The organism is Zhihengliuella sp., from assembly GCF_031178195.1.
Taxonomy (GTDB): domain Bacteria; phylum Actinomycetota; class Actinomycetes; order Actinomycetales; family Micrococcaceae; genus Zhihengliuella.
In genome coordinates this window covers 1-23,677 of record NZ_JAPSJL010000014.1, presented here as the reverse complement: position 1 = coordinate 23,677, position 23,677 = coordinate 1, and the positions used below count along the sequence as shown (strand labels likewise).

The 23,677-nt window shown below is 70.8% G+C and carries 16 protein-coding genes and 1 pseudogene; 15 read left to right on the top strand and 2 right to left on the bottom strand.

Annotation, left to right across the window (positions count from 1 at the left end):
* Nucleotides 1-379 precede the first annotated feature (379 nt).
* Nucleotides 380-616, bottom strand: a complete 237-nt coding sequence (locus tag RIN46_RS14285) for a hypothetical protein (protein ID WP_309081832.1) — start codon at nucleotides 614-616, stop codon at nucleotides 380-382.
* A 373-nt stretch (nucleotides 617-989) separates the two neighbouring features.
* Between RIN46_RS14285 and uraD the strand changes: the two genes are divergently transcribed.
* From uraD to RIN46_RS14265, 4 genes are all read left to right on the top strand, one after another.
* Nucleotides 990-1,511 (top strand): 2-oxo-4-hydroxy-4-carboxy-5-ureidoimidazoline decarboxylase, encoded by a 522-nt coding sequence (gene uraD / locus RIN46_RS14280; protein ID WP_309081833.1) that lies wholly within the window; start codon nucleotides 990-992, stop codon nucleotides 1,509-1,511.
* A 79-nt stretch (nucleotides 1,512-1,590) separates the two neighbouring features.
* Nucleotides 1,591-1,947 (top strand): hydroxyisourate hydrolase, encoded by a 357-nt coding sequence (uraH, locus tag RIN46_RS14275; RefSeq protein ID WP_309081834.1) that lies wholly within the window; start codon nucleotides 1,591-1,593, stop codon nucleotides 1,945-1,947.
* 2 nt (nucleotides 1,948-1,949) lie between these two features.
* A complete protein-coding gene (gene pucL / locus RIN46_RS14270; protein WP_309081835.1) occupies nucleotides 1,950-2,876 on the top strand; it encodes a factor-independent urate hydroxylase in 927 nt (308 codons plus the stop codon).
* Nucleotides 2,877-2,983: 107 nt separating this feature from the next.
* Nucleotides 2,984-4,708 (top strand): nucleobase:cation symporter-2 family protein, encoded by a 1,725-nt coding sequence (locus RIN46_RS14265; RefSeq protein ID WP_309081836.1) that lies wholly within the window; start codon nucleotides 2,984-2,986, stop codon nucleotides 4,706-4,708.
* A gap of 670 nt (nucleotides 4,709-5,378) precedes the next feature.
* Here the strand turns inward: RIN46_RS14265 and RIN46_RS14260 are convergent.
* On the bottom strand, nucleotides 5,379-6,137 hold the full coding sequence (locus tag RIN46_RS14260; protein ID WP_309081837.1) for an IclR family transcriptional regulator: 759 nt from the start codon (nucleotides 6,135-6,137) through the stop codon (nucleotides 5,379-5,381).
* A 223-nt stretch (nucleotides 6,138-6,360) separates the two neighbouring features.
* On the opposite strand from RIN46_RS14260, the gene RIN46_RS14255 reads away from it, so the two are divergent.
* The 11 genes and pseudogenes from RIN46_RS14255 to RIN46_RS14205 form a co-directional block, all read left to right on the top strand.
* Complete coding sequence (locus RIN46_RS14255) at nucleotides 6,361-7,746, top strand: NAD-dependent malic enzyme (RefSeq protein ID WP_309081838.1); 1,386 nt, start codon at nucleotides 6,361-6,363, stop codon at nucleotides 7,744-7,746.
* 20 nt (nucleotides 7,747-7,766) lie between these two features.
* On the top strand, nucleotides 7,767-9,392 hold the full coding sequence (aceB, locus tag RIN46_RS14250; protein ID WP_309081839.1) for a malate synthase A: 1,626 nt from the start codon (nucleotides 7,767-7,769) through the stop codon (nucleotides 9,390-9,392).
* Nucleotides 9,389-10,669 carry a DUF6986 family protein gene (locus tag RIN46_RS14245; protein WP_309081840.1) on the top strand — a complete coding sequence of 427 codons (1,281 nt, stop codon included), beginning with the start codon at nucleotides 9,389-9,391 and terminating at the stop codon, nucleotides 10,667-10,669. The genes aceB and RIN46_RS14245 overlap by 4 nt, the downstream gene beginning before the upstream one ends.
* Nucleotides 10,662-11,498, top strand: coding sequence for a bifunctional allantoicase/(S)-ureidoglycine aminohydrolase (locus RIN46_RS14240; RefSeq protein WP_309081841.1), 837 nt, complete (start codon nucleotides 10,662-10,664; stop codon nucleotides 11,496-11,498). The genes RIN46_RS14245 and RIN46_RS14240 overlap by 8 nt, the downstream gene beginning before the upstream one ends.
* A 214-nt stretch (nucleotides 11,499-11,712) precedes the next feature.
* Entirely contained in the window at nucleotides 11,713-13,041 is a 1,329-nt protein-coding gene (locus tag RIN46_RS14235; RefSeq protein ID WP_309081842.1) for an MFS transporter, read from the top strand.
* A gap of 141 nt (nucleotides 13,042-13,182) precedes the next feature.
* On the top strand, nucleotides 13,183-13,857 hold the full coding sequence (locus RIN46_RS14230; protein ID WP_309081843.1) for a GntR family transcriptional regulator: 675 nt from the start codon (nucleotides 13,183-13,185) through the stop codon (nucleotides 13,855-13,857).
* On the top strand, nucleotides 13,854-14,699 hold the full coding sequence (locus RIN46_RS14225; RefSeq protein ID WP_309081844.1) for an aspartate/glutamate racemase family protein: 846 nt from the start codon (nucleotides 13,854-13,856) through the stop codon (nucleotides 14,697-14,699). The genes RIN46_RS14230 and RIN46_RS14225 overlap by 4 nt, the downstream gene beginning before the upstream one ends.
* Entirely contained in the window at nucleotides 14,696-16,138 is a 1,443-nt protein-coding gene (locus RIN46_RS14220; protein ID WP_309081845.1) for an amidohydrolase family protein, read from the top strand. The genes RIN46_RS14225 and RIN46_RS14220 overlap by 4 nt, the downstream gene beginning before the upstream one ends.
* Nucleotides 16,135-16,956 (top strand): aspartate/glutamate racemase family protein, encoded by an 822-nt coding sequence (locus RIN46_RS14215; protein WP_309081846.1) that lies wholly within the window; start codon nucleotides 16,135-16,137, stop codon nucleotides 16,954-16,956. Before RIN46_RS14220 ends, RIN46_RS14215 begins: the two co-directional genes overlap by 4 nt.
* Nucleotides 16,957-17,192: 236 nt before the next feature.
* Nucleotides 17,193-17,720: pseudogene (locus tag RIN46_RS14210) on the top strand (NTP transferase domain-containing protein).
* 319 nt (nucleotides 17,721-18,039) lie between these two features.
* A partial coding sequence (locus tag RIN46_RS14205; RefSeq protein ID WP_309081847.1) for a DNRLRE domain-containing protein occupies nucleotides 18,040-23,677 on the top strand: 5,638 nt, incomplete at its 3' end.

Here is a 23,677-nt window from a genome sequence, read left to right as displayed (position 1 = left end):
TGGGCACGACGCTCACCCAGATCGGGTGCACGCGGTTCCAGGGCACGACGAGCGCGATGACCGTGAGCGCGAAGAGCACGAGCATGCCGAGGAAGAGCACGTCGCCCGACGCGAGCTCGCCGACCACCACGACGAGGCCGCACGCGACGAGGCACGCCGCGGCGAGCAGCAGCTGGTTGACGGCGGTCGCCCGCTCGCGGGTGCGGTCGGGGGGGGGGGCCCCGGGGGGGCCCCCCCGCGCCCCCCCCCCCCCGGGGGGGCCCCGCTCCTCTCTGCTGTGCTCCGCCGTCGTCCGGCGGGCGTGATGCGGGCCGATGGCGCCGGACGGCGGCTGTACCGCGCCCGTCGACGGGCGCGGGAGCGCCGTCCGCGCGATCCGCTAGCCGGCCAGGCGGGTCTTCAGGCGGCTCCAGAGCGATTCGCGCTGGGGGCGGTCGAGTGCGAAGTCCGGGTCGAGTCCGCCGGCGGCGTAGAAGGAGATGTCGGTCTCGGAGATCCGGCCATGACGGAGGTCGAGGGGTGCACCGGCCGCTGCAGGCGGCGTGGTCGACCCGTAGCGCGCCGACAGGTCGGCCGGCCGGGGACCGGGGGTGCTGCTGGTCGTGTCCGTCATCATGGTTGCTCCTCTGGGTGCCTGACTCCTGGTGGTCCGCGTTCCTGCGTGACCGGCCTGCGAGGCCGGTCTTCCGTGGCGACAACTTTCGCTACGCGGAAGAATCTTCTTGAACTATGGAATCCCAGTATCGTCGGCAAAAGCCTTCCGCACAAGGGGTCGGGCGAAGTTCTGAGGGAACGTTGCGTCCAGTACTCGACGCTTCAAAGAATTTTCGGGCGAAGGCTTGACAGAGGTGCTGTGATCGGCGTTACATGGTCTCAGTGAAATAAAAGTTCCGTCATACAGAAACATCGAGTCAAGTTGGTTCACGCCAATGGTCAAGGGTGTTCAGCACTGAGGCGGAGCTGTCGCAACGACGAAAGCTGAACTCCCGATGGACCTCGAAGTATTCAACTCGACCGACCCCGAGACCGCCCGCGCCGCGCTGCGCCCGTGCATCGACGTCGACCGCTGGGTCGACGAGCTCGAGGCGGGCCGCCCCTACGCCTCGGTCGACGAGCTCCTGGCCCGCGCCGCCACCGCCGCCCTCCCGTTCACCGCCGGGGAGGTCGAGCAGGCGCTCTCCCATCACCCGCGCATCGGCGAGCGTGCCGACGGCGAGACCGCCGAGGCGAAGCTCAGCCGCGGCGAGCAGGCCGCCGTCGACCCCGCGTCCGAGACGACGCGCCGCATCCACGAGGGCAACCGCGCCTACGAGGAGCGCTTCGGCCACGTCTTCCTGATCCGCGCCGCAGGCCGCAGCCCCGAGGAGATCCTCGCCGAGCTGCAGCGCCGCCTGGAGAACTCTGCCGAGCAGGAGGAGCGCGAGACCGCCGAGCAGCTGCGCCAGATCGCGCTGCTCCGCCTCCGCGGCGCCGTCGACGCGCCCGCAGCGGCGCCGGCCGCACATTCCTGACGCCCCGGCGTCCACCGTCCCCGCTCTCCCCCTCCCGTCCCAGGGAGAGCCCCAGCACTCAGCGCAGAGGAGCATTCCGATGAGCACTTCCGATGGCGAACGCAGCCACATCACCACCCATGTACTCGACACCGGGACCGGGAGGCCTGCCTCCGGTGTCAAGGCCACGCTGGAGCACAAGAGCGCATCCGGCTGGCAGGAAGTCGGATCGGGGCGGACGGACGACGATGGTCGCATCCGCAACCTCGGCCCGGCCCGCGTAGAAGCAGGAAACTACCGGATCACTTTCGATACCGGGTCCTACTTCGGGGAGACGGGAACGGAAACCTTCTTCCCCGAGGTCGTGCTGAGCTTCGTCATCGCCGACGTCGCCCAGCACTACCACGTACCACTCTTGATCAGCCCATTCGCATACTCGAGCTACCGAGGGAGCTAACGATGACTATGACTGCACCGGAGACCGTGACCGGCACGAAGATCGTGCTCGGCAAGAACCAGTACGGCAAGGCCGAAGTCCGCCTGGTGAAGATCACCCGCGACACCGACCGCCACGAGATCGAGGACCTCAACGTCAGCTCGCAGCTGCAGGGAGACTTCGAGACCGCGCACACCGAGGGCGACAACAGCAAGGTCGTCGCCACCGACACCCAGAAGAACACCGTCTACGGCTTCGCCCGCGACGGCGTCGGCACCATCGAGAACTTCCTGAAGCGCCTCGGCGACCACTTCACGGGCGAGTTCGACTGGGTGACCGGCGGCCGCTGGAAGGCCGAGCAGTACTTCTGGGACCGCATCGAGGACCACGACCACGCGTTCTCGCGCAACAAGAGCGAGGTCCGCACCGCCCTCCTGGAGATCACCGACGGCACCAAGAACATCGTCGCCGGCATCGAGGGCGTCACCGTCCTGAAGTCCACCGGCAGCGAGTTCCACGGCTTCCCGCGCGACCGCTTCACCACGCTGAAGGAGACCACGGATCGCATCCTGGCCACGGACCTCACGGCCCGCTGGCGCTACAACACCGACGCGGTCAACGCCGGCGACATCGACTTCGACGCGATCTACGGCTCGGTCCGCGCCCTGCTGCTGAAGGCCTTCGCCGACACGCACTCGCTGGCCCTGCAGCAGAGCATGTTCGAGATGGGCCGCGCGGTCCTCGAGGCGCACCCGGAGATCGACGAGATCCGCATGAGCCTGCCGAACAACCACCACTTCCTGGTGGATCTGGACCCGTTCGGACAGGACAACCCCAACGAGGTCTTCTTCGCCGCCGATCGCCCGTACGGGCTCATCGAGGCCGCGATCAAGCGCGAGGGCGTCGCCGACACGCATCCGATCTGGGAGAACTCCTCCGGATTCTGCTGAGCACCACATCTAGAAGGACCCGGACCCGGGGAGGAAGAAAGGGCCGGGCCCGTGCCGCAAACACGGGCCCGGCCGTCCTCTCCGGGCATTGGACAAGGAGATCAGCTATGACAGCTGCAAGCACAACCATCCGCCCGGAGGACGAACGCCTGCCCATCGGGCGCACTTTCGCCTACGGACTGCAACATGTTCTCACAATGTACGGCGGCATCATCGCCCCGCCGCTGATCATCGGCGGCGCCGCCGGACTCGGCGACATGGAGCTGGCACTGCTCGTGTCCTGCTGCCTCTTCGTCGGCGGCCTGGCCACGATCCTGCAGACCGTCGGCGTCCCGTTCTTCGGCTGCCAGCTCCCGCTCGTCCAGGGCACGTCCTTCGCCTCGGTGGCCACGCTGGTCGCCATCGCGAACGGCGACGGCGGCATCCAGTCCGTCCTCGGCGCCGTCCTGGCGGCCTCGGTCATCGGGTTCCTGATCGCCCCGTTCTTCGCCCGGATCGTGCGGTTCTTCCCGCCCGTGGTCTCCGGCGTCGTCATCACGATGATCGGCCTGTCGTTGACGCCGGTCGCCGCGAACTGGTCCATGGGCGGCAACGCCGACGACCCCGAGTACGGCAGCCTCGCCAACATCGGTCTGGCCGCGTTCACGCTCGTCGTCGTCCTGGTCCTGAGCAAGGTCGGCAACGCCGCCATCTCGCGCCTGTCGATCCTGCTCGCCATCGTCATCGGCACGCTCGTCGCCTGGGCCCTGGGCATGGCTGACTTCTCGAACGTGGGCAACGGCGCCTTCTTCGCGCTGCCGCAGCCATTCGCCTTCGGCGCCCCGATCTTCGAGATCGGCGCCATCATCTCCATGACCATCGTGGTTCTCGTCATCCTCACGGAGACCACCGCGGACATCCTCGCGGTCGGCGAGATCGCCCGGACGCGGGTGGACTCGCGCCGCATCGCCGACGGCCTCCGCGCCGACATGGTCTCCTCGATCCTGGCCCCGGTCTTCAACACCTTCACGCAGAGCGCCTTCGCCCAGAACGTCGGCCTCGTGGCCATCACGGGCGTCAAGAGCCGCTTCGTGGTGACCGCCGGCGGCGGCATCCTGCTGGTCCTCGGTCTGCTGCCCGTGCTGGGCCGCGTCGTGGCCGCCGTCCCGACGCCGGTCCTCGGCGGCGCCGGCATCGTCCTGTTCGGCACGGTCGCCGCCTCGGGCATCCGCACGCTGGGCAAGGTCAAGTTCTCCACCCCGAACATGATCATCGTGGCAGCCTCCGTGGCCTTCGGCATGGTGCCGATCGTGAAGCCGGACTTCTACCACGACTTCCCGGCCTGGGCGAGCACGATCTTCCACTCCGGCATCAGCTCCGCGGCCATCATGGCCGTGTTCCTGAACATCCTGTTCAACGAGATCAAGACCGGCAACACCGCCGGTGGCTCGGTCTTCCAGGCGGCCCCGCCGCGCATGGTCCCCACCGATCAGATCCGGGGCCTGCGCGACGGCGACCACTTCGAGGCCGGCAAGCTGATCGACGCCGACGGCGAGGAGGTGCCGGTGGTGACCGCCGAGCAGTTCACCGTGGCCCTGGCCGAGCACGTCAAGGCCTGCGACGACGCCGGCGTCGAGGCGGAACTGCCCGAGGGCGTGGACCCGGACGAGCTCCGCCGTATCGCGGAGGAGGAAGCGGCCGCCCAGAGCGCCCAGGAGGACGGTGCGGCGGAGGGCCGTCCGGCTCCGGGCTCCGGGGTCTCCGGATCCGAGAACGGCGAGCGGCTGGACCACGCCGCAGAGAGCTTCGCTGCCGGTACGCGCCGCAGCGCAGCGTTGAAGCGCAACGACTGAGACGAAGCGCTTCAGCGAAAGCGGCCGACCCGGTGACGGGTCAGGTTGCGAGAGGAGCGGTGCGGGAACCTCGGGGGAGGGCTTCCGCACCGCTCCTCTGTGTGTCCGGTGGCTCCGCCGGCGGTCACTCCCGCGAAGCGGAGCCGTGGGGATCGAGCGGGGAGCCGGGCGCGGGAGCGGCGGGCGGGATCCTCGTCCCCGGGGGTTGGCCCGGAGCAGCCGCGTGGGTGCCTGCGAGGTGCCGGCCGAGCACCTCACCGTCCGCGAGGTGCCGGTCCAGCACTCGATGGCGCGCGAGGTGCCGGCCGAGCACCCCACCGTCCGCGAGGTGCCGGTCCAGCACCGCGAGGATGTCCGGGGCCGTGCTCCGGCGGCATCTCGCAGCGCCGGGCGTGCTCGAGTGGCATCTCGCAGTGTCGGCCGTGCTCAGGCGGCACCCGGCGCGCCGCGATTCCGGACGGCGGCATCCACGTCGCAGTTCGGCAGGGGAGGAGCATCGACGTCGCGGTTCCGCAGCCCGGACGCGTCGACGTCGCAGTCCTGCAGGCGATCGGGCCGCGGAGCCTGCAGAAGTGCGACGTCGATGGCCCGGGCCGGCCGGCTCCGGGGAAGCGCGCGGCGAGGCTGGCCGCGGCGTGGCAACCGCGGGGAGCCGGACCGCGGCGACGGGTCAGGCGTTGCCGGTGAGGGCGGAGGAGATCGTCGCGGCGGCGCGCTGCAGCGACGGAACCGCGCGGTCCGCGAAGTCCTGGCCGACGCGTGAGACCGGACCGGAGATGGAGATCGCCATCGGGGTCGGCGCCCCGGGGATGGCCATGGCGAAGCAGCGGACCCCGATCTCCTGCTCCTCCTCGTCCACCGCGTAGCCCTGCTCGCGGATCCGCTCCACCTCGGCGAAGAGTCCGGACAGCGTGGTGATGCTCTTGGGCGTCGCGGCCGGCATCCCGGCCTGCGTCACGAGGCGGGCGATGCGCTCGTCGTCCAGCACCGAGAGGATGGCCTTTCCGACGCCGCTGTTGTGGAGGTTGGCGCGGCGGCCGACCTCGGTGTTCATGCGCATGCTGTGGGCGGACGGGACCTGGCCCGTGTAGACGACCATGTCGCCGTCGAGCACTGCGAGATTGGCCGACTCGCCGAGGTCGTCCACGAGGGAGCGCAGCACGGGCCCCGCGAGCGCGCCGAGCTGGCGGTTGGCGACCTCGCCGAGGCGGATGAGCCGCGGGCCCAGCGCATAGCGGCGGTTCGGCATCTGCCGGACGTGGCCGATGCCCACGAGCGTGCGCAGCAGGCGGTGGATGGTCGGCAGCGGCAGCGGGGTCTCGGCGGCCAGCTCGCTGAGCGTGCACTCACCGCCGGCGCGGGCGATGAGCTCGAGCAGCTCGAAGGCGCGCTCGACCGACTGGACTCCTGCAGCGGGTTTGACGGGCATGTGATTCCTCGGGTGGGGGTCTGGCCGGAGCTGGCCTCGTGGGCGGTCCGTGCGGTCAGGTTATCGCATCGGCGAGCAGAAATTCCGTGCACCGAAAATTAACTGTGTTCCATCGCACGAAAAGTCTTGCATTTCCACATCACAGATTCTAGTATCCACTATACGGAAACAGTTTTTCGTGGTCCCGCCCACAGCGGGCGGACCGCACGACGAGGAGGACCACATGGGCAACCCGAGCCCCGGATATTCACTGACGCTTCGTGTCGAGACGCCTGCGTCCATCACTGTCACCAGCGAACTCGCCGCCGCCGTCGGCGCTGCCGGCGGCTCGGTGACAGCTCTGGACGTGGTCGAGTCCACCCACATCGGCATGGTCGTCGACGTCAGCTGCAACACGTCCGACGCCGAGCACGGCGACCGGATCCGTGAGTCCCTGGATCAGCTCGACGGCGTCGAGGTCCGCAAGGTCAGCGACCGCACCTTCCTCATGCACCTCGGCGGCAAGCTCGAGGTCAACCCGAAGGTCGCCCTCCGCAACCGCGACGATCTCTCCCGCGCCTACACGCCGGGCGTCGCCCGCGTCTGCCAGGCGATCGCCGCGAACAAGGACGACGCCCGCCGCCTCACCGTCAAGCGCAACACCATCGCCGTCGTCACCGACGGCTCGGCCGTCCTGGGCCTGGGCAACATCGGTCCCGAGGCCGCGCTGCCCGTGATGGAGGGCAAGGCCGCCCTCTTCAAGCAGTTCGCCGGCGTCGACGCCTGGCCGGTCTGCCTGGACACGCAGGACACCGAGGAGATCATCCGGGTCGTCAAGGCGATCGCCCCCGTCTACGGCGGCGTGAACCTCGAGGACATCGCAGCCCCGCGCTGCTTCGAGATCGAGCGCCGCCTGCGCGACGAGCTCGACATCCCGGTCTTCCACGACGACCAGCACGGCACCGCGATCGTCACCCTCGCCGCCCTGAAGAACGCCCTCAAGGTCGTGGGCAAGAAGATCGAGGACGTCCACATCGTCGTCTCGGGCGTCGGCGCCGCCGGCCACGCCATCATCCAGCTCCTCATCGCCTCCGGCGCACGCAACATCGTCGCCTGCGGCCGCCAGGGCGCGGTCCACCAGGGCCAGGACCACACCGACCCGCACCGCATCTGGCTGGCGGAGAACACCAACCAGGACAACTTCGACGGCACCCTCCACGAGGCCATGACCGGGGCCGACGTCTTCATCGGCGTCTCCGCGCCGAACGTCCTCGAGGAGGAGCACATCGCGGCCATGGCCGACGACGCGATCGTCTTCGCGATGGCCAACCCGGACCCCGAGGTCGACCCGATCGCCGCCGGCCGCCACGCCGCCGTCGTCGCGACCGGCCGCTCGGACTTCCCGAACCAGATCAACAACGTCCTGGCTTTCCCGGGCTTCTTCCGCGGCCTGCTCGACGCGCACGTCAGCGACATCACCGACCCGATGCTGGTCGCTGCGGCCGAGGCCATCGCCGAGCGCGTGTCCGACGAGGAGCTGAACCCGGGCTTCATCATCCCGAGCGTGTTCGACCCGCGCGTGGCCGGCGACGTCGCCGCAGCAGTCGTCAGCGCAGCCCAGTCCAACTAGCTTCAGAGAAGGAATCCGTCATGACCATCTCCGCTCAGCCCGCCCCCACCGTCACCGGCGCCGAGACCGTCCTCACGGACGCGGCCCTCGCCTTCGTCGAGAAGCTCCACCAGCGCTTCGCCGCCACCCGCGACGAGCTGCTCGAGGCCCGGGTCGAGGCGCGCTCGAAGGCCTCGGCCGCCGGCAGGCTCGACTTCCTGCCCGAGACCGCCGAGGTCCGCGCCGGCGACTGGACCGTCGCCGAGGCCCCCGAGGCCCTGCGCGACCGCCGCGTCGAGATCACGGGCCCGGCCACGCCGGCCAAGATGGCGATCAACGCCATGAACTCCGGCGCCAAGGTCTGGCTCGCCGACCTCGAGGACGCCTCCACGCCGTCGTGGCACAACGTGGTGGACGCCCTGAAGAACCTGCACGACGCCGCCCGCGGCACCCTGGAGTTCACGTCGCCGGAGGGCAAGAAGTACGCGCTGCGCGGCGAGGTCGACCGCGCCGTCGTGGTGGTCCGCCCCCGCGGCTGGCACCTGCCCGAGGCGCACGTCGAGATCGACGGCGGCCCCGCCGTCGGCGCGCTCGTGGACTTCGGCCTGCACTTCTTCCACAACGCCAAGCATCTGGCCGAGACCGGCCAGGGCCCGTTCTACTACCTGCCGAAGATGGAGTCCTACCTCGAGGCGCGGCTGTGGAACGAGGTGTTCGCGTTCGCGGAGGCCGAGCTCGGCATCGAGCACGGCACCATCCGCGCCACCGTGCTGATCGAGACGATCCCGGCCGCCTTCCAGATGGACGAGATTCTCTACGAGCTGCGGGAGTACGCCTCCGGCCTCAACGCCGGCCGCTGGGACTACCTCTTCAGCATCATCAAGTACTTCCGCGAGGCCGGCAGTGCCTTCACGCTGCCGGACCGCGCCGACGTCGCGATGACCGCCCCGATGATGCGGGCCTACACCGAGCTGCTGGTGCGCACCTGTCACAAGCGCGGTGCCTTCGCGATGGGCGGCATGGCCGCCTTCATCCCGAACCGCCGCGAGCCGGACGTCACCGAGGCCGCGTTCGAGAAGGTCCGCGCGGACAAGTCCCGCGAGGCCAAGGACGGGTTCGACGGCTCGTGGGTCGCGCACCCGGACCTGGTGCCGGTCTGCCGCGAGCGCTTCGACGCCGTGCTCGGCGAGAAGCCGAACCAGCTGGACCGTCTCCGCGAGGACGTGGACGTCTCCGCCGCGGACCTGCTGGACATCGCGTCCGCCCCGGGCCGCGTGACCGAGGCCGGCGTGCGCGCCAACCTCTACGTCGCCGTGGCCTACACGGCCGTCTGGCTCTCGGGCAACGGCGCCGTGGCGATCCACAACCTGATGGAGGACGCGGCCACCGCCGAGATCTCCCGCTCGCAGGTGTGGCAGCAGATCCGCAACGGCGTGGTCGCCGAGGACACCGGCAACACCATCACCGCCGAGCTGGCCGCTCGCATCCTCGCCGAGGAGATCGAGCACCTGCGCACCGAGGTGGACGACGACGCCCGCTTCGAGCGCTACTACCGCCCGGCCGCCGAGCTGATCGGCCGCCTGGTCTCCGGGCGCGAGGAGGACTTCGAGGACTTCCTGACGCTGCCGGCGTACCGGATCCTCACCGAGGAGCTGGTGGCCTCGTGAGCGTCTCCCCAGCCCTGGGCGCGGACGCGCTCGCGGAGATCGAGAACCGCCTCGCCGCCGCGGACCGCCGCCTGGCCGATCTCTACCCGGGCGAGGACGGGCGCCGCCAGCCGGTGCACACCGTCTACCTGCCGGCCGACCAGTTCGTCACCGGCACCGCCGCCGACTGGGGCCACCGCGCCCTCGCAGCCGCGGGGGAGGCCGGGGGCCTCGCCCGGCTCGCGGGCCTGCTCGGCCTCGAGGACACCGAGCGCCTCGCGGAGCTCGTCGAGCACAAGCTCCGCTCGGAGCCGATCGAGGACCTGCGCCTGGACTTCGAGGACGGGTACGGCGACCGCGGCGACGCCGCCGAGGACGCGGACGCCGCCCGCGCGGCGCTCGCGGTCCGCGACGCCGTCGTCGAGGGAACCGCCCCGCCGTTCATCGGCATCCGGTTCAAGTCCTTCGAGGCCCCCACCCGGGCCCGCGGCCTGCGCACGCTGGACCTGTTCGTCGGCGGCCTCGTCGCCGCCGGCGGGCTGCCGGACGGCCTGGTCCTGACGCTGCCGAAGGTCACCTCGGTGGAGCAGGTCGAGGCCATGGTCTTCGCCGTCGAGGAACTCGAGCGGGCGCACGACCTGACACCGGGCCGCCTGCGCTTCGAGGTCCAGATGGAGACCCCGCAGCTCATCCTGTCCGACGACGGCACGGTCCCGTCCGCGCGGCTCATCCACGCCGGCCGCGGCCGCGTCTCGAGCCTGCACTACGGCACCTACGACTACTCGGCCTCGCTCGGCATCGCGGCGGCCTACCAGTCGATGGAGCACCCCGCGGCCGACTACGCCAAGTCGGTCATGCAGGTCGCGGTCGCCGGCACCGGCGTCCACCTCTCCGACGGCTCGACCAACATCCTGCCGCTCGGCGACCCCGAGAACCGGCTGGCCGCCTGGCGGCTCCACGCCCGACTGGTGCGCCGCCACCTGGAGCGGGGCATCTACCAGGGCTGGGACCTGCACGCGGCCCAGCTGCCCACGCGCTTCCTCGCGACCTACTCGTTCTATCGCGAGGGATTCGGCGCCGCCGCCACCCGCCTCTACAACTACGTGCACCGCGTCGAGTCGTCCGTCATGGACGAGCCGGCCACCGCCCGGGCCCTGGCCCTGTTCATCCACCGCGGCCTCGTCTGCGGCGCCGTCACCGCCGAGGACGTCCTGTCCCAGGCCGGGGTCGACGAGGCGCAGCTGCGCTCCATCGCCCTCAACATCCCACTCAACACCCCGGAGGGTTCCCATGTCTGACATCGCCACGGCGGCCCCGGCCGCCTCGTACCGCTCCGCGCAGGGCGGCCTGCCCCCGCAGACGGACCTGCTGACCGACCGCGCCATCGTCACCGAGGCCTACACGGTCATCCCGCGCGGCGTGCTGCGCGACATCGTCACCTCGGTCTTCCCCGAGTGGACCGGCTCCCGCGCCTGGGTCCTCAACCGGCCCGTGGCCGGGGGTGCGACGACGTTCGCCCAGTCGATCGTCGAGGTCGCCCCGGGTGGCGGCTCCGAGCACCCCGAGCCGCAGGCCGAGGTCGAGGGCTTCCTGTTCGTGATGGACGGCGAGCTCACGGTGACCATCGAGGGGACCCCGAACGTGCTCCGCGCCGGCGGCTTCGCGTTCATCCCGGCCGGCACCGCGTGGTCCGTCGCCAACAACGGCGTCGAGACCTCCAGCTTCCACTGGATCCGCAAGCGCTACGAGCCGCTGGCCGGCCACACCCCGCGCCCGGTGGTCGGCAACGAGCAGGACATCGAGCCGAACCCCATGCCGGACACCAACGGAGCCTGGCGGACCACCCGCATGCTCGACCCGCAGGACCTCGCGTTCGACATGCACGTCAACGTCGTGACCTTCGAGCCGGGCGCGTCCATCCCGTTCGCCGAGACGCACGTTATGGAGCACGGCCTCTACGTCCTCGAGGGCAAGGCCGTATACCGCCTGAACGGCGACTGGGTCGAGGTGCAGGAGGGCGACTACATGTCCCTGCGCGCCTTCTGCCCGCAGGCCTGCTACGCCGGCGGCCCCGCGAAGTTCCGCTACCTGCTCTACAAGGACGTGAACCGCCAGGTCAGCCTGTAGTCAGCAGCGCCCCCCGCAGGGAGGGTCCGGAGGCCGCGCCAGCGGCCCCCCGGGCCCTCCCTGCGTGCGTTGCGGCGGCTCCCGCGCCGGGGCCGCCGGGTGGTCCGCATGGGCTCCCAAAGGAGCCCAAAAACCCGTTGAAACGTGAGCTGGGACACTTCTACGCTGAATGGGATCCCAAAAATCACTCCCTTCGAGAAGCGAGGAACACCCCGTGTCCACTCAACAGGATTCGCCGATCACCACGGAGGAGGCCGGCACCGCGACGAAGCGGTCCGCGCCCACCAACGTCCGCTGGAAGCTCTTCCTACTGCTGCTCGTCCTCGTGACGGTGAACTACATCGACCGCGGCTCCATCTCGGTGGCCCTCCCGATGATCCAGGAGGAATTCAACCTGCCGCCGGAGCTCGTCGGCCTGCTGCTCTCCGCGTTCTTCTGGACCTACGCCGCCATGCAGATCCCCATGGGCTGGCTCATCGACCGGTTCGGTCCCCGGAAGATGATGACCGCCTCCTGCGTCGGCTGGGGCGCCGCCACGGCCGCCTCCGGCCTCGCCGGCGGGTTCCTCTCCATGTTCATCGCCCGCATGGGCATCGGCGTCACCGAGGCCGGCGTGATGCCGGCCGGCGGCAAGCTCAACGCCATCTGGATGCACGCCAAGGAGCGCGGCCGCGGCGCCACCATCCTCGACGCCGGCGCCCCGCTCGGTGCGGGCATCGGCGGCGTGGTCATCGCCGGTCTGATCGCCGCGACGGGCAGCTGGCGGTGGGCCTTCATCATCGCCGGCGCCGCCACGGTCCTGCTCGGCCTGGCCGTCTGGAAGTACGTGCGCGACAACCCCCGGGAGCACCCGGGCGTGAACGACGCCGAGGCCGAGTACATCGAGGCCTCCCATCGCGAGGAGGACGCGGCCGCCGGCGGCGGGGAGACGCGCCGGGCCCTGCTGCCGTACCTGCGCCACCGCTCCTTCTGGGCCATGTGCCTGGGCTGGCTCGGCTTCAACGGCGTCTTCTACGGCCTGCTGACCTGGGGCCCGCTCTACCTCTCCGAGGCCAAGGGCTTCGACCTCAAGACGATCGGCTGGTCCACCTTCGTGATCTTCGGCGCCGGCTTCGTCGGCGAGATCCTCGGCGGCGCGCTGGCCGACCGGCTGCGGGCCAAGGGCCACGGCGCCAACAAGGTCATGCGTTCCATGCTCGGCTTCTCGGCCCTCATGGTGACCCTCGGCCTGATCGGCACCACCGTGATCCCGGATCCGATCACCGCCGTGACACTGCTGTCCGTGGTGCTGTTCTTCCTCCGCTGGGTCGGACTGTTCTGGTCCGTGCCGTCCATCCTGGGCGGCCGCACCAACGCCGGCGTGCTCGGCGGGGCGATGAACTTCAGCGGCAACATCGCCGGTTTCGTCACTCCGATCGCCGTCGGCCTGATCGTCGGCGCCACCGGCGGCTACACCTGGGCGCTGCTGTACTTCGTGGGCTCGGCGCTGCTGATGGGCGCCGCCGTCGTCACGCTGGACTACAGCAAGCGGCTCGCCGTCTGATCCGAGCCAGGCCCGGCGCCCACCCGGCACGGGGCTCTCGCCGAGAGGGCCCCGCCGACGCAGGCACCGGCGGGAGGGTGCGGGGGCGGCAGCCGCCCCCGCACCCTCCCGCTCCGAACCACCACCCCCTCAGGAGGAACCATGCACAGCACCCGCGACGCCGCGGCCCGCAGCCGGCCGCTCCGGGAGCAGGTGCGCGATGCGCTGCGCCAGCGGATCTTCGAGGGCGACTACCAGCCGGGCGCCCGGCTGGTGGAACGGGACCTCGCCGCCGAGTTCAACGTCTCGCGCCTGCCGGTGCGGGAGGCCCTGCGGATGCTCCGCCAGGAGGGTCTGGTCGCCGAGAAGGCGACGCGCGGCTCCGTGGTCGCCGGCCTGACGGAGAAGGACGTCCGCGACCTCTTCGACATGCGCGAGGCGCTGGAGGTCCTGGCCTGCCGCCTCGCCGCCGAGCGGGCCACGGAGGACGAGCTGGCGGCGCTGGAGCGCCTCCTGTCCGACGCCGAGGCCCACCTGGCGCGCGGCGCGGCCGACGAGGCCCGCCGGGCCAACTCCGAGTTCCACGACGCCGTCACCCGCATCTGCGACAACGAGCTGCTGCGCCACGCGCTCGAGCCGCTCCAGGGCCGCATGCACTGGCTCTTCCGCCACGCGGACGACCTCGCCGAGCTGATCGCCGAGCACCGCCGCCTCCTGCTGGCCATCGCCAGCGGCGACCCGGACCGGGCCGGTCTCGAATCGGCCTGCCACGTCGCCAAGTACCGCACCCAGTTCCCCGGCCTCCACGCCGCTCTCACCCGGACAGGAACCCCATGAGACTTCTGATCGTCAACCCGAACACCAGCGACGAGGTCACCGACCTCATCCGGGCCGAGGCCGCCCGCAGCGCCGGCCCGGACACCCGGCTCGACGTCCGCACCGCCCCGCACGGCGTCCAGTACATCGAGACCCGCCTCGAGTCGCTCATCGCCGCCGGCGCCGTCGCCGAGGTCGTCGCCGACGCCTTCCAGAATGCCGACGCCCGCCCGGACGCCGTCGTCGTCGCCGCGTTCGGCGACCCCGGCATGCCCGCGCTGAAGGAGCTCGCCGACGTCCCCGTCCTCGGGATCACCGAGGCCGCGTTGTGCGCGGCGGCCCTGCAGGGCTCGCGCTTCTCCATCATCGCCATCTCCCCGCGGATCACCGCCTGGTACCGGGACTGCGTGGAGCGGTTCGGCTTCGGCGCCCGCCTGGCCTCGATCCACAGCATCAAGGAGGAGCTGAACGGCATCGGCACCGTCCAGCAGGACTTCGCCGAGACCCTGGTGGAGCTCGCCAACCGGGCGGTGCGGGAGGACGGGGCCGACGTCGTCATCCTCGCCGGGGCGCCGCTGGCGGGGCTGGCGCGCGAGGTCGCGCACCGGATCCCGGTCCCCGTGGTGGACGGGATCTCCGCCGGGGTCCGCCTCGCCGAGGCCGTCGCCGGTCTGGCCTGCGGCACGCACCGCGCCGGGTCCTACGCGTGCCCGCCGCCGAAGCCGCGGGCCGGCCTGAGCGCCGGGCTCGACGCCCACCTGGCTACGCGTCAGGCCGCGGGCGCGGGTACCGCGACGGCGGCCCCCGCCCCAGCCGCGCCCGTCACCGCCCCCGCAACCGCTGCCGCCGGGGCGACGGCATGAGCGCGGACCTCGTCCTCGCCCACGGGCTCGTCGCCAACGCCGACGGTCGCCGCGTCGCCCACGTGGTGGTCGCCGACGGGCGCATCGCCGACGTCGTCGACGCCGGGCAGCCCGTCCCCGCAGGCGCCCGCGTCATCGACGCGACGGGCCTGGTGGTGATGCCCGGCGGCGTCGACGGGCACTGCCACATCGCCCAGACCACCGGGCCCTACACGACGCTCGACGACTACGCGACCACCACGGCCGCCGCCCTCCACGGCGGCACCACCACCGTCCTGGACTTCGGCATCCCCCGCCACGCGGGCGAGACCCCGCTGGCGGCCGCGCTCGGCAAGCTGGACCTGGCCGCCGCGGCCCGCTGCGACGTGGCACTGCACGGGTCCGTGGTCGAGTGGGACGAGACCGTGCCCGAGCAGCTGGAGGAGCTGGCCGCGCGCGGCATCCGCTCGGTGAAGCTCTACACCACCAACCGCGGCACCACCATGGCCGACGGCGACACCGTCCTGCGCACACTGCGGGAGATGGCGCGGCTGGACGGCCTGGCCTACGTGCACGCCGAGCACGACGAGATCATCGTCGACTGCACCCAGCGCCACGCCGACGCCGGCGAGATCGGGATTTCAGACCTGCCGCGGACCCGCCCGGAGCTCGCCGAGGAGGCCTCCGTCCGCGAGGTCCTGGCGCTCGCCGAGTACACGGGCGCCGGCGTGTACTTCGTGCACCAGTCCACGCCGGGGGCGGTGGACCTCGTGACCGCGGCCAGGCTCGGCGGCCAGGCGGCGTTCTCCGAGACGTGCCCGCACTACGTGGCCCTGGACAGCAGCGTCTACGCGGGCCCGCTGCCGGAGTTCTACGCGTGCTGCCCGCCCATGCGGGACCCGGAGACGGTCGCGGGGCTCCGCGAGCGGCTGCTCGGCGGCGCCGTGGACACCGTGGCGTCCGACCACTCCTGCTACAGCCTGGACCAGAAGCGCGAGCACACCGACGACATCCGCCAGATGCCCCACGGGCTGCCCGGCGTCGAGACCCGGTTGCCGGTGACGTACACGCAGATGGTGGGGGAGGACCTGGAGGGGCTGGAGGACTTCGTGTCCGTGTTCGCGGCCGCGCCCGCACGCCTCAACGGCCTGCGCGGCAAAGGCGCCGTGGCGCCGGGGTACGACGCCGACCTGGTGCTCGTCGATCCGGCCGCGGTCCGCGCGGTCGACGGCGCGGCGCTGCACATGGGCACGGACTTCTCGCCGTTCGAGGGGCTCCGGCTCCGCGGCTGGCCCACCGCCGTCGTCGCGGGCGGCCGCGTGGTGCTCGACCGCGACGGCTTCCACGACCCCGGGCCCACCGGCCGCGTCCTGGAACAGGCGCCGCTGAGCGAGGCCCTCTCCTGGGGCCCGCTCGGCGCCCCCGCCACCGAACCGCACGCAGCGAGGAGCATCCGATGAACCGCACCCTGGAGACCGAGAGCACGGGCACCACGAGTACCGGCACCACGAACCCCGAGACGACGACGTCGGCGGCGACGGAGGCGCCCGGCCCGATCAGCGCGGCCCGGCCGCGGCGGATCGGCATGATCGTCCCGTCGTCGAACACCTGCCTGGAGCCGCAGACCTACCGGATGCTGGCGGACCGGGCCGACGTGACGGTGCACAGCAGCCGCATCCCGGTCACGCGCATCGCGCTGGACTCCGGCTCCGACCAGCAGTTCGACGTCGCGGGGATGCGCGCGGCCGCGGAGCTGCTTGCGACGGCGGACGTGGACGTCATCGCGTGGAACGGCACGTCCGGCTCGTGGCTGGGCCCGGACCACGACCGCGCCATCACGGCCGAGATCACGGCCGCGACCGGGATCCCCGCGACCACGTCGACCCTCGCCTACCTCGAGGCGTTCGCCGAGTTCGGGCTGCGCCGGATCGGCCTGGTCACCCCGTACACGCGGGACGTGAACAGCGCGGTGGCGGAGGCGTATGCGCGGGAGGGCCTCGAGGTGGCGGGGGAGCGGCACTGGGGACTCAGCGACAACGAGTCGTTCGCCCGGGTCGATCCCGAGGACCTGCTGCCGGTCTCCCGCGAGCTCGCCGCCGAGGGGCCGGACGCGCTGGTCTACCTGTGCACCAACCTCTACGGGGCACCGGCGGTGGAACAGCTGGAGGCGGAGACCAGGGTCCCCGTCCTCGACTCCGTTGCGGTGACGCTGTGGCACTGCCTGAAGCTCGCCGGCGCCGACCGGTTGGATCCGCGGTGGGGGCGCCTGCTCTCCTGAACGGCCCCTCCCGCAGCTGACCGAGCACAAACGAAGGCCCCCAACCAATGGCTGGGGGCCTTCGCCTCATCACTCGCACCTTCATGAGGTGTCTACGACGATAGCGCCTCTGACTGGGAACAACCTGATCGCGGACTGCTCATTCCCTGCCGAGGTCGGCGGTCTCCCGGAGTCTCGCCGGCACGACCGCGCCGTCGCGGCGAACGAGCGGGCTTTTTTCTGCCTAGGGCGATGCCATGCAGACGCCGCCCGCACCCACCACCGGCTTCCTCCTGGCCGTCGGTGTCGGCACCCCGCTCGGTCGTGGGCCCAAGGCGCTGCTTCCGTTCCGCAGGCGCACGCTCGTGGAGGCGCTCGCCGGCAAGCTCCGGTCCGGCGGCTGCGCGGAGGCGACCGTGGTGCTCGGAGCCGGGACAGAAGAGGCCGGTGGCTCCCCGGGCGCCACAGCTGCAATCTCGTCGAGAACCCGCGGTGGCGGAACGGCATGGGCGGCTCCTTCCAGGTAGGTCTGGTCTCGACGCCTGCGGAGCGCCCACGTGCTGGTCGCGCTAGTGGACCAACCCGGGGTGGGCGCCGCCGTGATCGAACTCCTCCTCGGCGCGCGCCGACCGGGACGCGTCACCGCGGCCGGCTACCGTGGCAGTGACCGTGACCTCCGCCGTGGTCATCCACTCGTTATCGACGCGTCGCTCAAGCGCGCCGCGGCCGTGTCAGCCAGTGGCGACGCCGGAGCCCGCGACTTCCTGCGTGCCCACCCGATCTGACCGACGTCGTCGACTGCTCGGACCTCGGTTCGGACGAGGATGTCGACACTGTTGAGGACTTACACCTTCTGGATTGAAACGTCCTGCTGCGACGAGCCCAGCGGCGGCGACACCGGATCCTCGATATTCCGTTGCGATTGCAGATGCTTCGCGGCCGGCTGAACCGTTTGCATGGCAGATGTGGATGTTGTACGTTTCGCGCTTCTGCGTCTAATGTTCTTTCATCACTCGCTTTTGGCCCGCTGTCGGCGCGGCTTTCTGCACCTATGGGGAATAAATGAATCACTCACGTTGGGGGCGTCCTGCCCGGGGTTTTCTGGTGGGCGGCCTGGTTGCCGCGTTGTGCGCCTTCGGGCTTCACCCGGCGTCGGCGACACCGGAGGACCCGGTCGCTGTTGAGGCCGAGGAATCGGCTCCGGCTCCGGAGGAGTCGTTCGAGCGCTCGGACGCGGTCTCGGCGCAGGTGACGGCGAGGAGCACGGGCGAGCGGGTCGAGGACACGTCCCAGCGGACGGCCATGGAGCGGGTGTTCGCTAATCCGGACGGTTCCTGGGCGTTGGAGTCGTACACGGCTCCGATCTTCGAGAAGAACGCCGAAGGCGAGTTCGTCGAGATCGGCCGGGGCCGGACGCTGGAGGACGATGGGCTGACTACTGTGGGGCCGGCGGCCTCGCTCGAGGTCGCGGACGGGGCGCAGAGCGCCGGCGAGGGCCCGAGCGAGGAGTCGGTGTCGCTGGCGACGCTGACCGCGGAGGACGAAGCGGGCGAGCCGGCGGCGACCATGACGCTGGGCTGGGAGGCCGAGCTGCCGGCCCCGGTGGTGGAGGAGAACCAGGCCGTCTACTCCGACGGCGTCTCCGTTCCCCTGGCCGGGGCGCCGGCGGGGTCCGAGCCCTCGGCATCATCTGATCCGTCGGAGTCGACGGCTCCTTCCGCGGAGGCGAGCGCGGGGCCGGGGCCGGAGGCGGAGCCCTCGACTACCGAGGCCGCTACCGCCGAGGCGTCCGCGACGGAATCCGGTGCCGCCGAGCAGTCGGCGGACGCTGCGGATACCGGTGCCGAGGCCGGGCCCTCGAGCCCCTCGCCGTCGGAGGAGGCGGCTTCGCCGCTGGCAGCCGACGTCGTCGTGGACGCGAACGCGTTCGGTTTCTCTCACTCGGTGGTGCTGGAGAGTGCGCCGGAGGCCGATGTCGTCCTGCGGTTCCCGCTGGGCCTCTCGGAAGGGCTGAGCGCCCAACTGGACGAGGCCACCGGGGAGATCCGGGTCGTGAACGCGGACGAGGACCTGGTGTTCCTGGGTCAGGCGCCGTTGATGTGGGACGCGGCGGTTCATGAGGGCTCGGGCCTGCCGGCCCACGAGGAGCCGGTGGCCGCGGAGCTGCTGGACGAGGAATCGGGTCCGGTGCTGCAGCTGACGGCGGATGCAGAGTGGCTGCAGGCGGAGGAGCGGCAGTACCCGGTGACGATCGATCCGACGTGGTCGGCGCTGGCGTCGTCGGACACGTGGGTCCAGTCCGGGATCGAGACCTCCAAGGCCGGTGACCCGGAGCTGCGGGTGGGCACGTTCGATTCGGGGACGACGAAGGCGCGCTCGCTGCTGAAGTTCGGCACGAGCACCCTGACCGGGAAGAAGATCGAGAAGGCCGAGCTGCGTCTGGGCAACCACTACTCGTATTCGTGCACTCAGTCGACGACATTGGCGCAGCGGGTCACGAGTGCGTGGGACGCGTCGACGGCGCGGTGGACGAGCCAGCCGAGTGCGACGACGACAGGCCAGGGATCGATCACGGACAGTCTCGGGTACTCTTCGGCGTGCCCCGGCGGTCTGGTGTACTTCCCGCTGACCTCGATGGCCCAGTACTGGGCGGACAACCCGACGGCCAACCACGGTGTGCGGCTTATTGCCGGCTCGGAGACGACGAACTCGTCGTGGAAGCGGTACTGGTCGGCGGACTACGCGGGAACGACGCTCTCGGCGCGCCCGTATTTGCTGGTGACGTACAACAGCTACCCGAACACTCCGACGAGCCCAGCGTTCGGCTCCGGGCAGGCAGCGACGGGTCCTGACGGGGTGACGTATGTGCGCACGCTGCGCCCGCAGCTGCGCGCGGTCGTCTCCGACGCGGACAAGACGAGCTTGAAGGCCCAGTTCGATCTAGCACTGGGGAATACGTGGCAGTTCACAGGGGTGAACGGATCGACGGTCGCCTCCGGCAGCGTCTCCTCCTACACGGTGCCCTCGAACCTGGTCGAGGGCGGCAAGTACTCCTTCCACGCGTGGGGCCACGACGGCGTGCTCCGGTCCAAGGCGTCGAGCTCGCGGGTGTACTTCACGGTGGACACGGTGGCTCCCGGGACTCCGACGGTGTCCTCGTCGCAGTATTCGGACGGGGGCTGGTTGGAGAAGCGGCCCGCCTCGAATACGTTCACCTTCCGGTCCGCGGCTGCGGACACGCATGTGTTCGAGGCGCGGTCGAGCCATGGGGTCCTCTCCACGTGCCCGGCGGTCGACGACGGCTCCGGTGGTCGCAAGTGCGAGTGGTCGTGGAGCCCCTTCGGAGCGGCCCACGTCGATGTGACGGCGGTGGATCGGGCGGGAAACCGGTCCGCGGTGAAGCGTTTCTCGTTCATGAACGGGTTGGCGTCCCTGGTGAGCCCGCTGGGCGCGCAGACGTCCTCGGATGTCTTCCAGATTGAGGCGAAGGCCCCCTATTCGGCGGATCCGAACGTCAGCGCCGAGGTGTTCTGGCGGGACGCCACGGCGCGTGAGGCGGATACGGCGACTTTGTACGGTTCCTCGGCGTCGGCGGACGGCTGGGTAAAGGCCAAGTCCGCGTCGATCACCAAGGGCAGCTCGTTCCTGTCCGTGTCGACCGGATTGGACGTGTTCGCGGAGCCGGCGACCGGCAACCCGCTCAAGGATGCAGGCCGGACACGGGTCCCGGCCCTGATCGAGATCCAGGTCTGCTTCACTTACCCGAGCCACAACACGACCCAGCGGGTGCAGTGCTCGACGAACCAGGTCAATCCGGCCACGGCGGTGACGCGGCTGCCACACGCCTTCGGCGACGGTTTCCCCACGGCCGAGGCCGGTGACGGGCAGGTCGCGCTGACGACCGGTGAGTTCAATACGGCCGTGACGGACGTCGAGGCCGACACCGGCAAGTCCGGGCTGAGCGTCTCGCGCACCTACAGCTCCTACGCCGGGTCGCTTTCCTCCACCGGCGTCTTCGGCGCAGGCTGGCGGGTGAACTGGGACGGACCCGAGGAGGGCCTGGCCGGGTTCACCGTCATCGACTCCACCGGCGTCGACGGCACGATCGCGCTCATTGACGACGACCAGTCGGCGATGATGTTCCGCCAGGACGGCGGGACGAACACGGCCGGCAAGGCCGGCGCCTACCTGCCGGCGGACGAGTCCGCCGAGGCCTCCGGCTTCAAGGTCGAGATCGCCGGGACCGGCACCGCGGCGCGCATCCGGGTCACCGAGACCGACGGCACGGTGACGGTGTTCGGCAAGGGCGTCGCTGTGCCCGGGGCCAACGGGGTCTACGAGTGGGTGCCGGAGACGGTCACCTCCCCCGGCGGGCTGGGCACGACGCAGTTCACCCGGAACACGACCACCGGCAAGATCACCCGGATCACCGCCGGTACCGAGGCGGCGCTGAACTGCGCCACCCCGGTGCGGGGGTGCCGGAGCCTGAACATGTCCTACAACGCCGGCGGGCAGGTCACGAAGATCACCTACACAGCCTGGGACCCGCAGACTGCGGCGATGGCCACGATCGACATGGCCGAGTACGGGTACGCCACGAGCAACGGCAAGACCGTCCTGGCGACGGTGAAGGACTCCCGCACCGGGGACATCACCCGCTACACGTACGGCGCGCTCAGCGCTGCCGGGGTCCCTTTGATCGCCGAGACGCGCGAAGAGACCTCGGCCGGGGTCGCCGTCGTCGCCTCGACGAAGTACGGGTACGGTGCCGGGGCCGAGGGCGGGCGCACGGACTGGCTCGAGAAGGTCCTGCGTGGCAACCCGGCCGGCGGCACCGCCGCCGACGTCCAGGTCAACCGGTACGTCTACGGGATAGACCCGGCCGGGACCGGGACGGCCCTGCCGAACCTCTCACCGGGTGCGGTGAAGGTCTGGGAGCAGCACAACACCCCCGTGCGCGGCGCCGCCGTCTTCGACCAGCGCAAGCAGGTCGCCTCCTCCAACGCGGCCTCCGTCGCGGCGGGTGACTTCAAGTACGCCGACCTCCAGTACTGGGACGACCGGTACCGGATCAGCAACAGCGCCGCCTACGCCGCCGGTGGTTGGCACTTCGACGCGACCGTCTACAACGACGACGACCAGGTCGTGCGCTCCTACACGGCGGCGCACCTGAGCGAGCTGCGCAGCGACGCCGCGGCACCAGGGGCCCTCAACGCCGACGGGATCTACGCCCCGCACAGCGAGTACGCGACCCTGACCACGTACGTCCAGGCCCCCTCGGGCTCCTCGGCCGAGGTCGTCGAGCACATGAAGACCTTCGTCGCCGAGACCTTCTCACCGGTGACCACCAACGAGAACGGAGGCTCCTCCCGCATCCGCACCACCAACGCGTACACACCGGCCACCGAGGTGGATGCCGCGGGTCTGCCCAGGATGCTGGTGCTCACCGAGCGCACCGACGAGATCGTCTTCGTCGACGCCTCCGGCGCGACCACGCAGACCAAGCCGCTGGGCACGAAGACCCTCGGGTACAACGCCCTTGAGGCGGACAAGGACGGTCGGGCCACCACTGACAAGGCGAACCTGCGCTCCGGGTGGGTCCATGGCACCCCGACCAGCAGCGCCCAGACAGTCGGCGGGACCGCCGGCACCATCACCGCCCGCACCTGGCTCGATGACCAGGGCCGGGTGAAGAAGACCGCCCAGCCGAAGAGCAACGGCGCCGACGCAGGGGCCACCGAGACCGTCTACTACAGTCAGGGCGCGAACACGGCCCGCCCCGAGTGCGGGAACCGGCCCGAGGACCAGGGAAGGATCTGCAAGACCATCCCCCTGGGCAGCGGCTCGGTCATCGAGCACTTCGCCGGCTACAACATCTATGGGGAGCCGGCGACCCTGACCGAGACCCCCTCCGGGACGGCCACCGCCCCGGAGACCCGTACCACCACCATCACCTACCGGCCCGACGGCCAGGTCCACACCCGGGCGGTCGCCTCGACCAATACTGCGGTCACCGCGGTTCCGACCGTGGAGTACCTCTACGACGACGCTGGCCGCAAGACCGGGGAGAAGACCGGCACCAGCCAGGTCTCCTGGGTCCTGGACGCGTGGGGCCGGACGGTGAAGTACACCAACGCCGACAACGACGTCACGACTACCGCCTACAACAGCATCGGGGAGGTCCAGAAGGTCACCACCCCGCACGGCAGCACCGAGTACTGGTACGGGGCGGCCACAGGACACGGCACCAGCGAGTACCGTGCCCTGCCGACCAAGATGGTCATCAGCAACCACGGCGCTGCCGGCACCACCGGCACCTACACCGCCGCCTACGACGCCGCCGGGAACCTCACCACCCAGACCATGCCCGGCGGGATCAGCCAGGTCCGCTCCTACGACACCGCCGGACGGGTCACCGACCTGACCTACCGCGGCGCCATCACCACCGGCACCACCACCGCCACCGGGGACTGGGTGTCCTGGAGCCTGGCCTACCGGGCCGATGGCAAGATCGCCGCTGAGGCCAGCCCGGACGGGCTCGCCCCAGAACTCGGCGAACCCGACGGCACCGGCGCGTACGAGCGCACCTACACCTACGACCAGGTGGACCGGCTCACCAGCGTCACCGATCACGTGACTGATCAGAAGCGCGTCTACGCGTTCGACGTGAACGGCAACCGGACCGGCGTGAGCACGACGAGTGGTCTCACCACGGCCAGCCCCACCACCAGTGCCAGGAGCT

Excerpts from the sequence above, each read along its gene's own strand:
- RIN46_RS14285 (WP_309081832.1), bottom strand. The coding sequence starts at position 616 with ATGATGACGGACACGACCAGCAGCACCCCCGGTCCCCGGCCGGCCGAC.
- uraD (WP_309081833.1), top strand. The coding sequence starts at position 990 with ATGGACCTCGAAGTATTCAACTCGACCGACCCCGAGACCGCCCGCGCC.
- uraH (WP_309081834.1), top strand. The coding sequence starts at position 1,591 with ATGAGCACTTCCGATGGCGAACGCAGCCACATCACCACCCATGTACTC.
- pucL (WP_309081835.1), top strand. The coding sequence starts at position 1,950 with ATGACTATGACTGCACCGGAGACCGTGACCGGCACGAAGATCGTGCTC.
- RIN46_RS14265 (WP_309081836.1), top strand. The coding sequence starts at position 2,984 with ATGACAGCTGCAAGCACAACCATCCGCCCGGAGGACGAACGCCTGCCC.
- RIN46_RS14260 (WP_309081837.1), bottom strand. The coding sequence starts at position 6,137 with ATGCCCGTCAAACCCGCTGCAGGAGTCCAGTCGGTCGAGCGCGCCTTC.
- RIN46_RS14255 (WP_309081838.1), top strand. The coding sequence starts at position 6,361 with ATGGGCAACCCGAGCCCCGGATATTCACTGACGCTTCGTGTCGAGACG.
- aceB (WP_309081839.1), top strand. The coding sequence starts at position 7,767 with ATGACCATCTCCGCTCAGCCCGCCCCCACCGTCACCGGCGCCGAGACC.
- RIN46_RS14240 (WP_309081841.1), top strand. The coding sequence starts at position 10,662 with ATGTCTGACATCGCCACGGCGGCCCCGGCCGCCTCGTACCGCTCCGCG.
- RIN46_RS14230 (WP_309081843.1), top strand. The coding sequence starts at position 13,183 with ATGCACAGCACCCGCGACGCCGCGGCCCGCAGCCGGCCGCTCCGGGAG.
- RIN46_RS14225 (WP_309081844.1), top strand. The coding sequence starts at position 13,854 with ATGAGACTTCTGATCGTCAACCCGAACACCAGCGACGAGGTCACCGAC.
- RIN46_RS14220 (WP_309081845.1), top strand. The coding sequence starts at position 14,696 with ATGAGCGCGGACCTCGTCCTCGCCCACGGGCTCGTCGCCAACGCCGAC.
- RIN46_RS14215 (WP_309081846.1), top strand. The coding sequence starts at position 16,135 with ATGAACCGCACCCTGGAGACCGAGAGCACGGGCACCACGAGTACCGGC.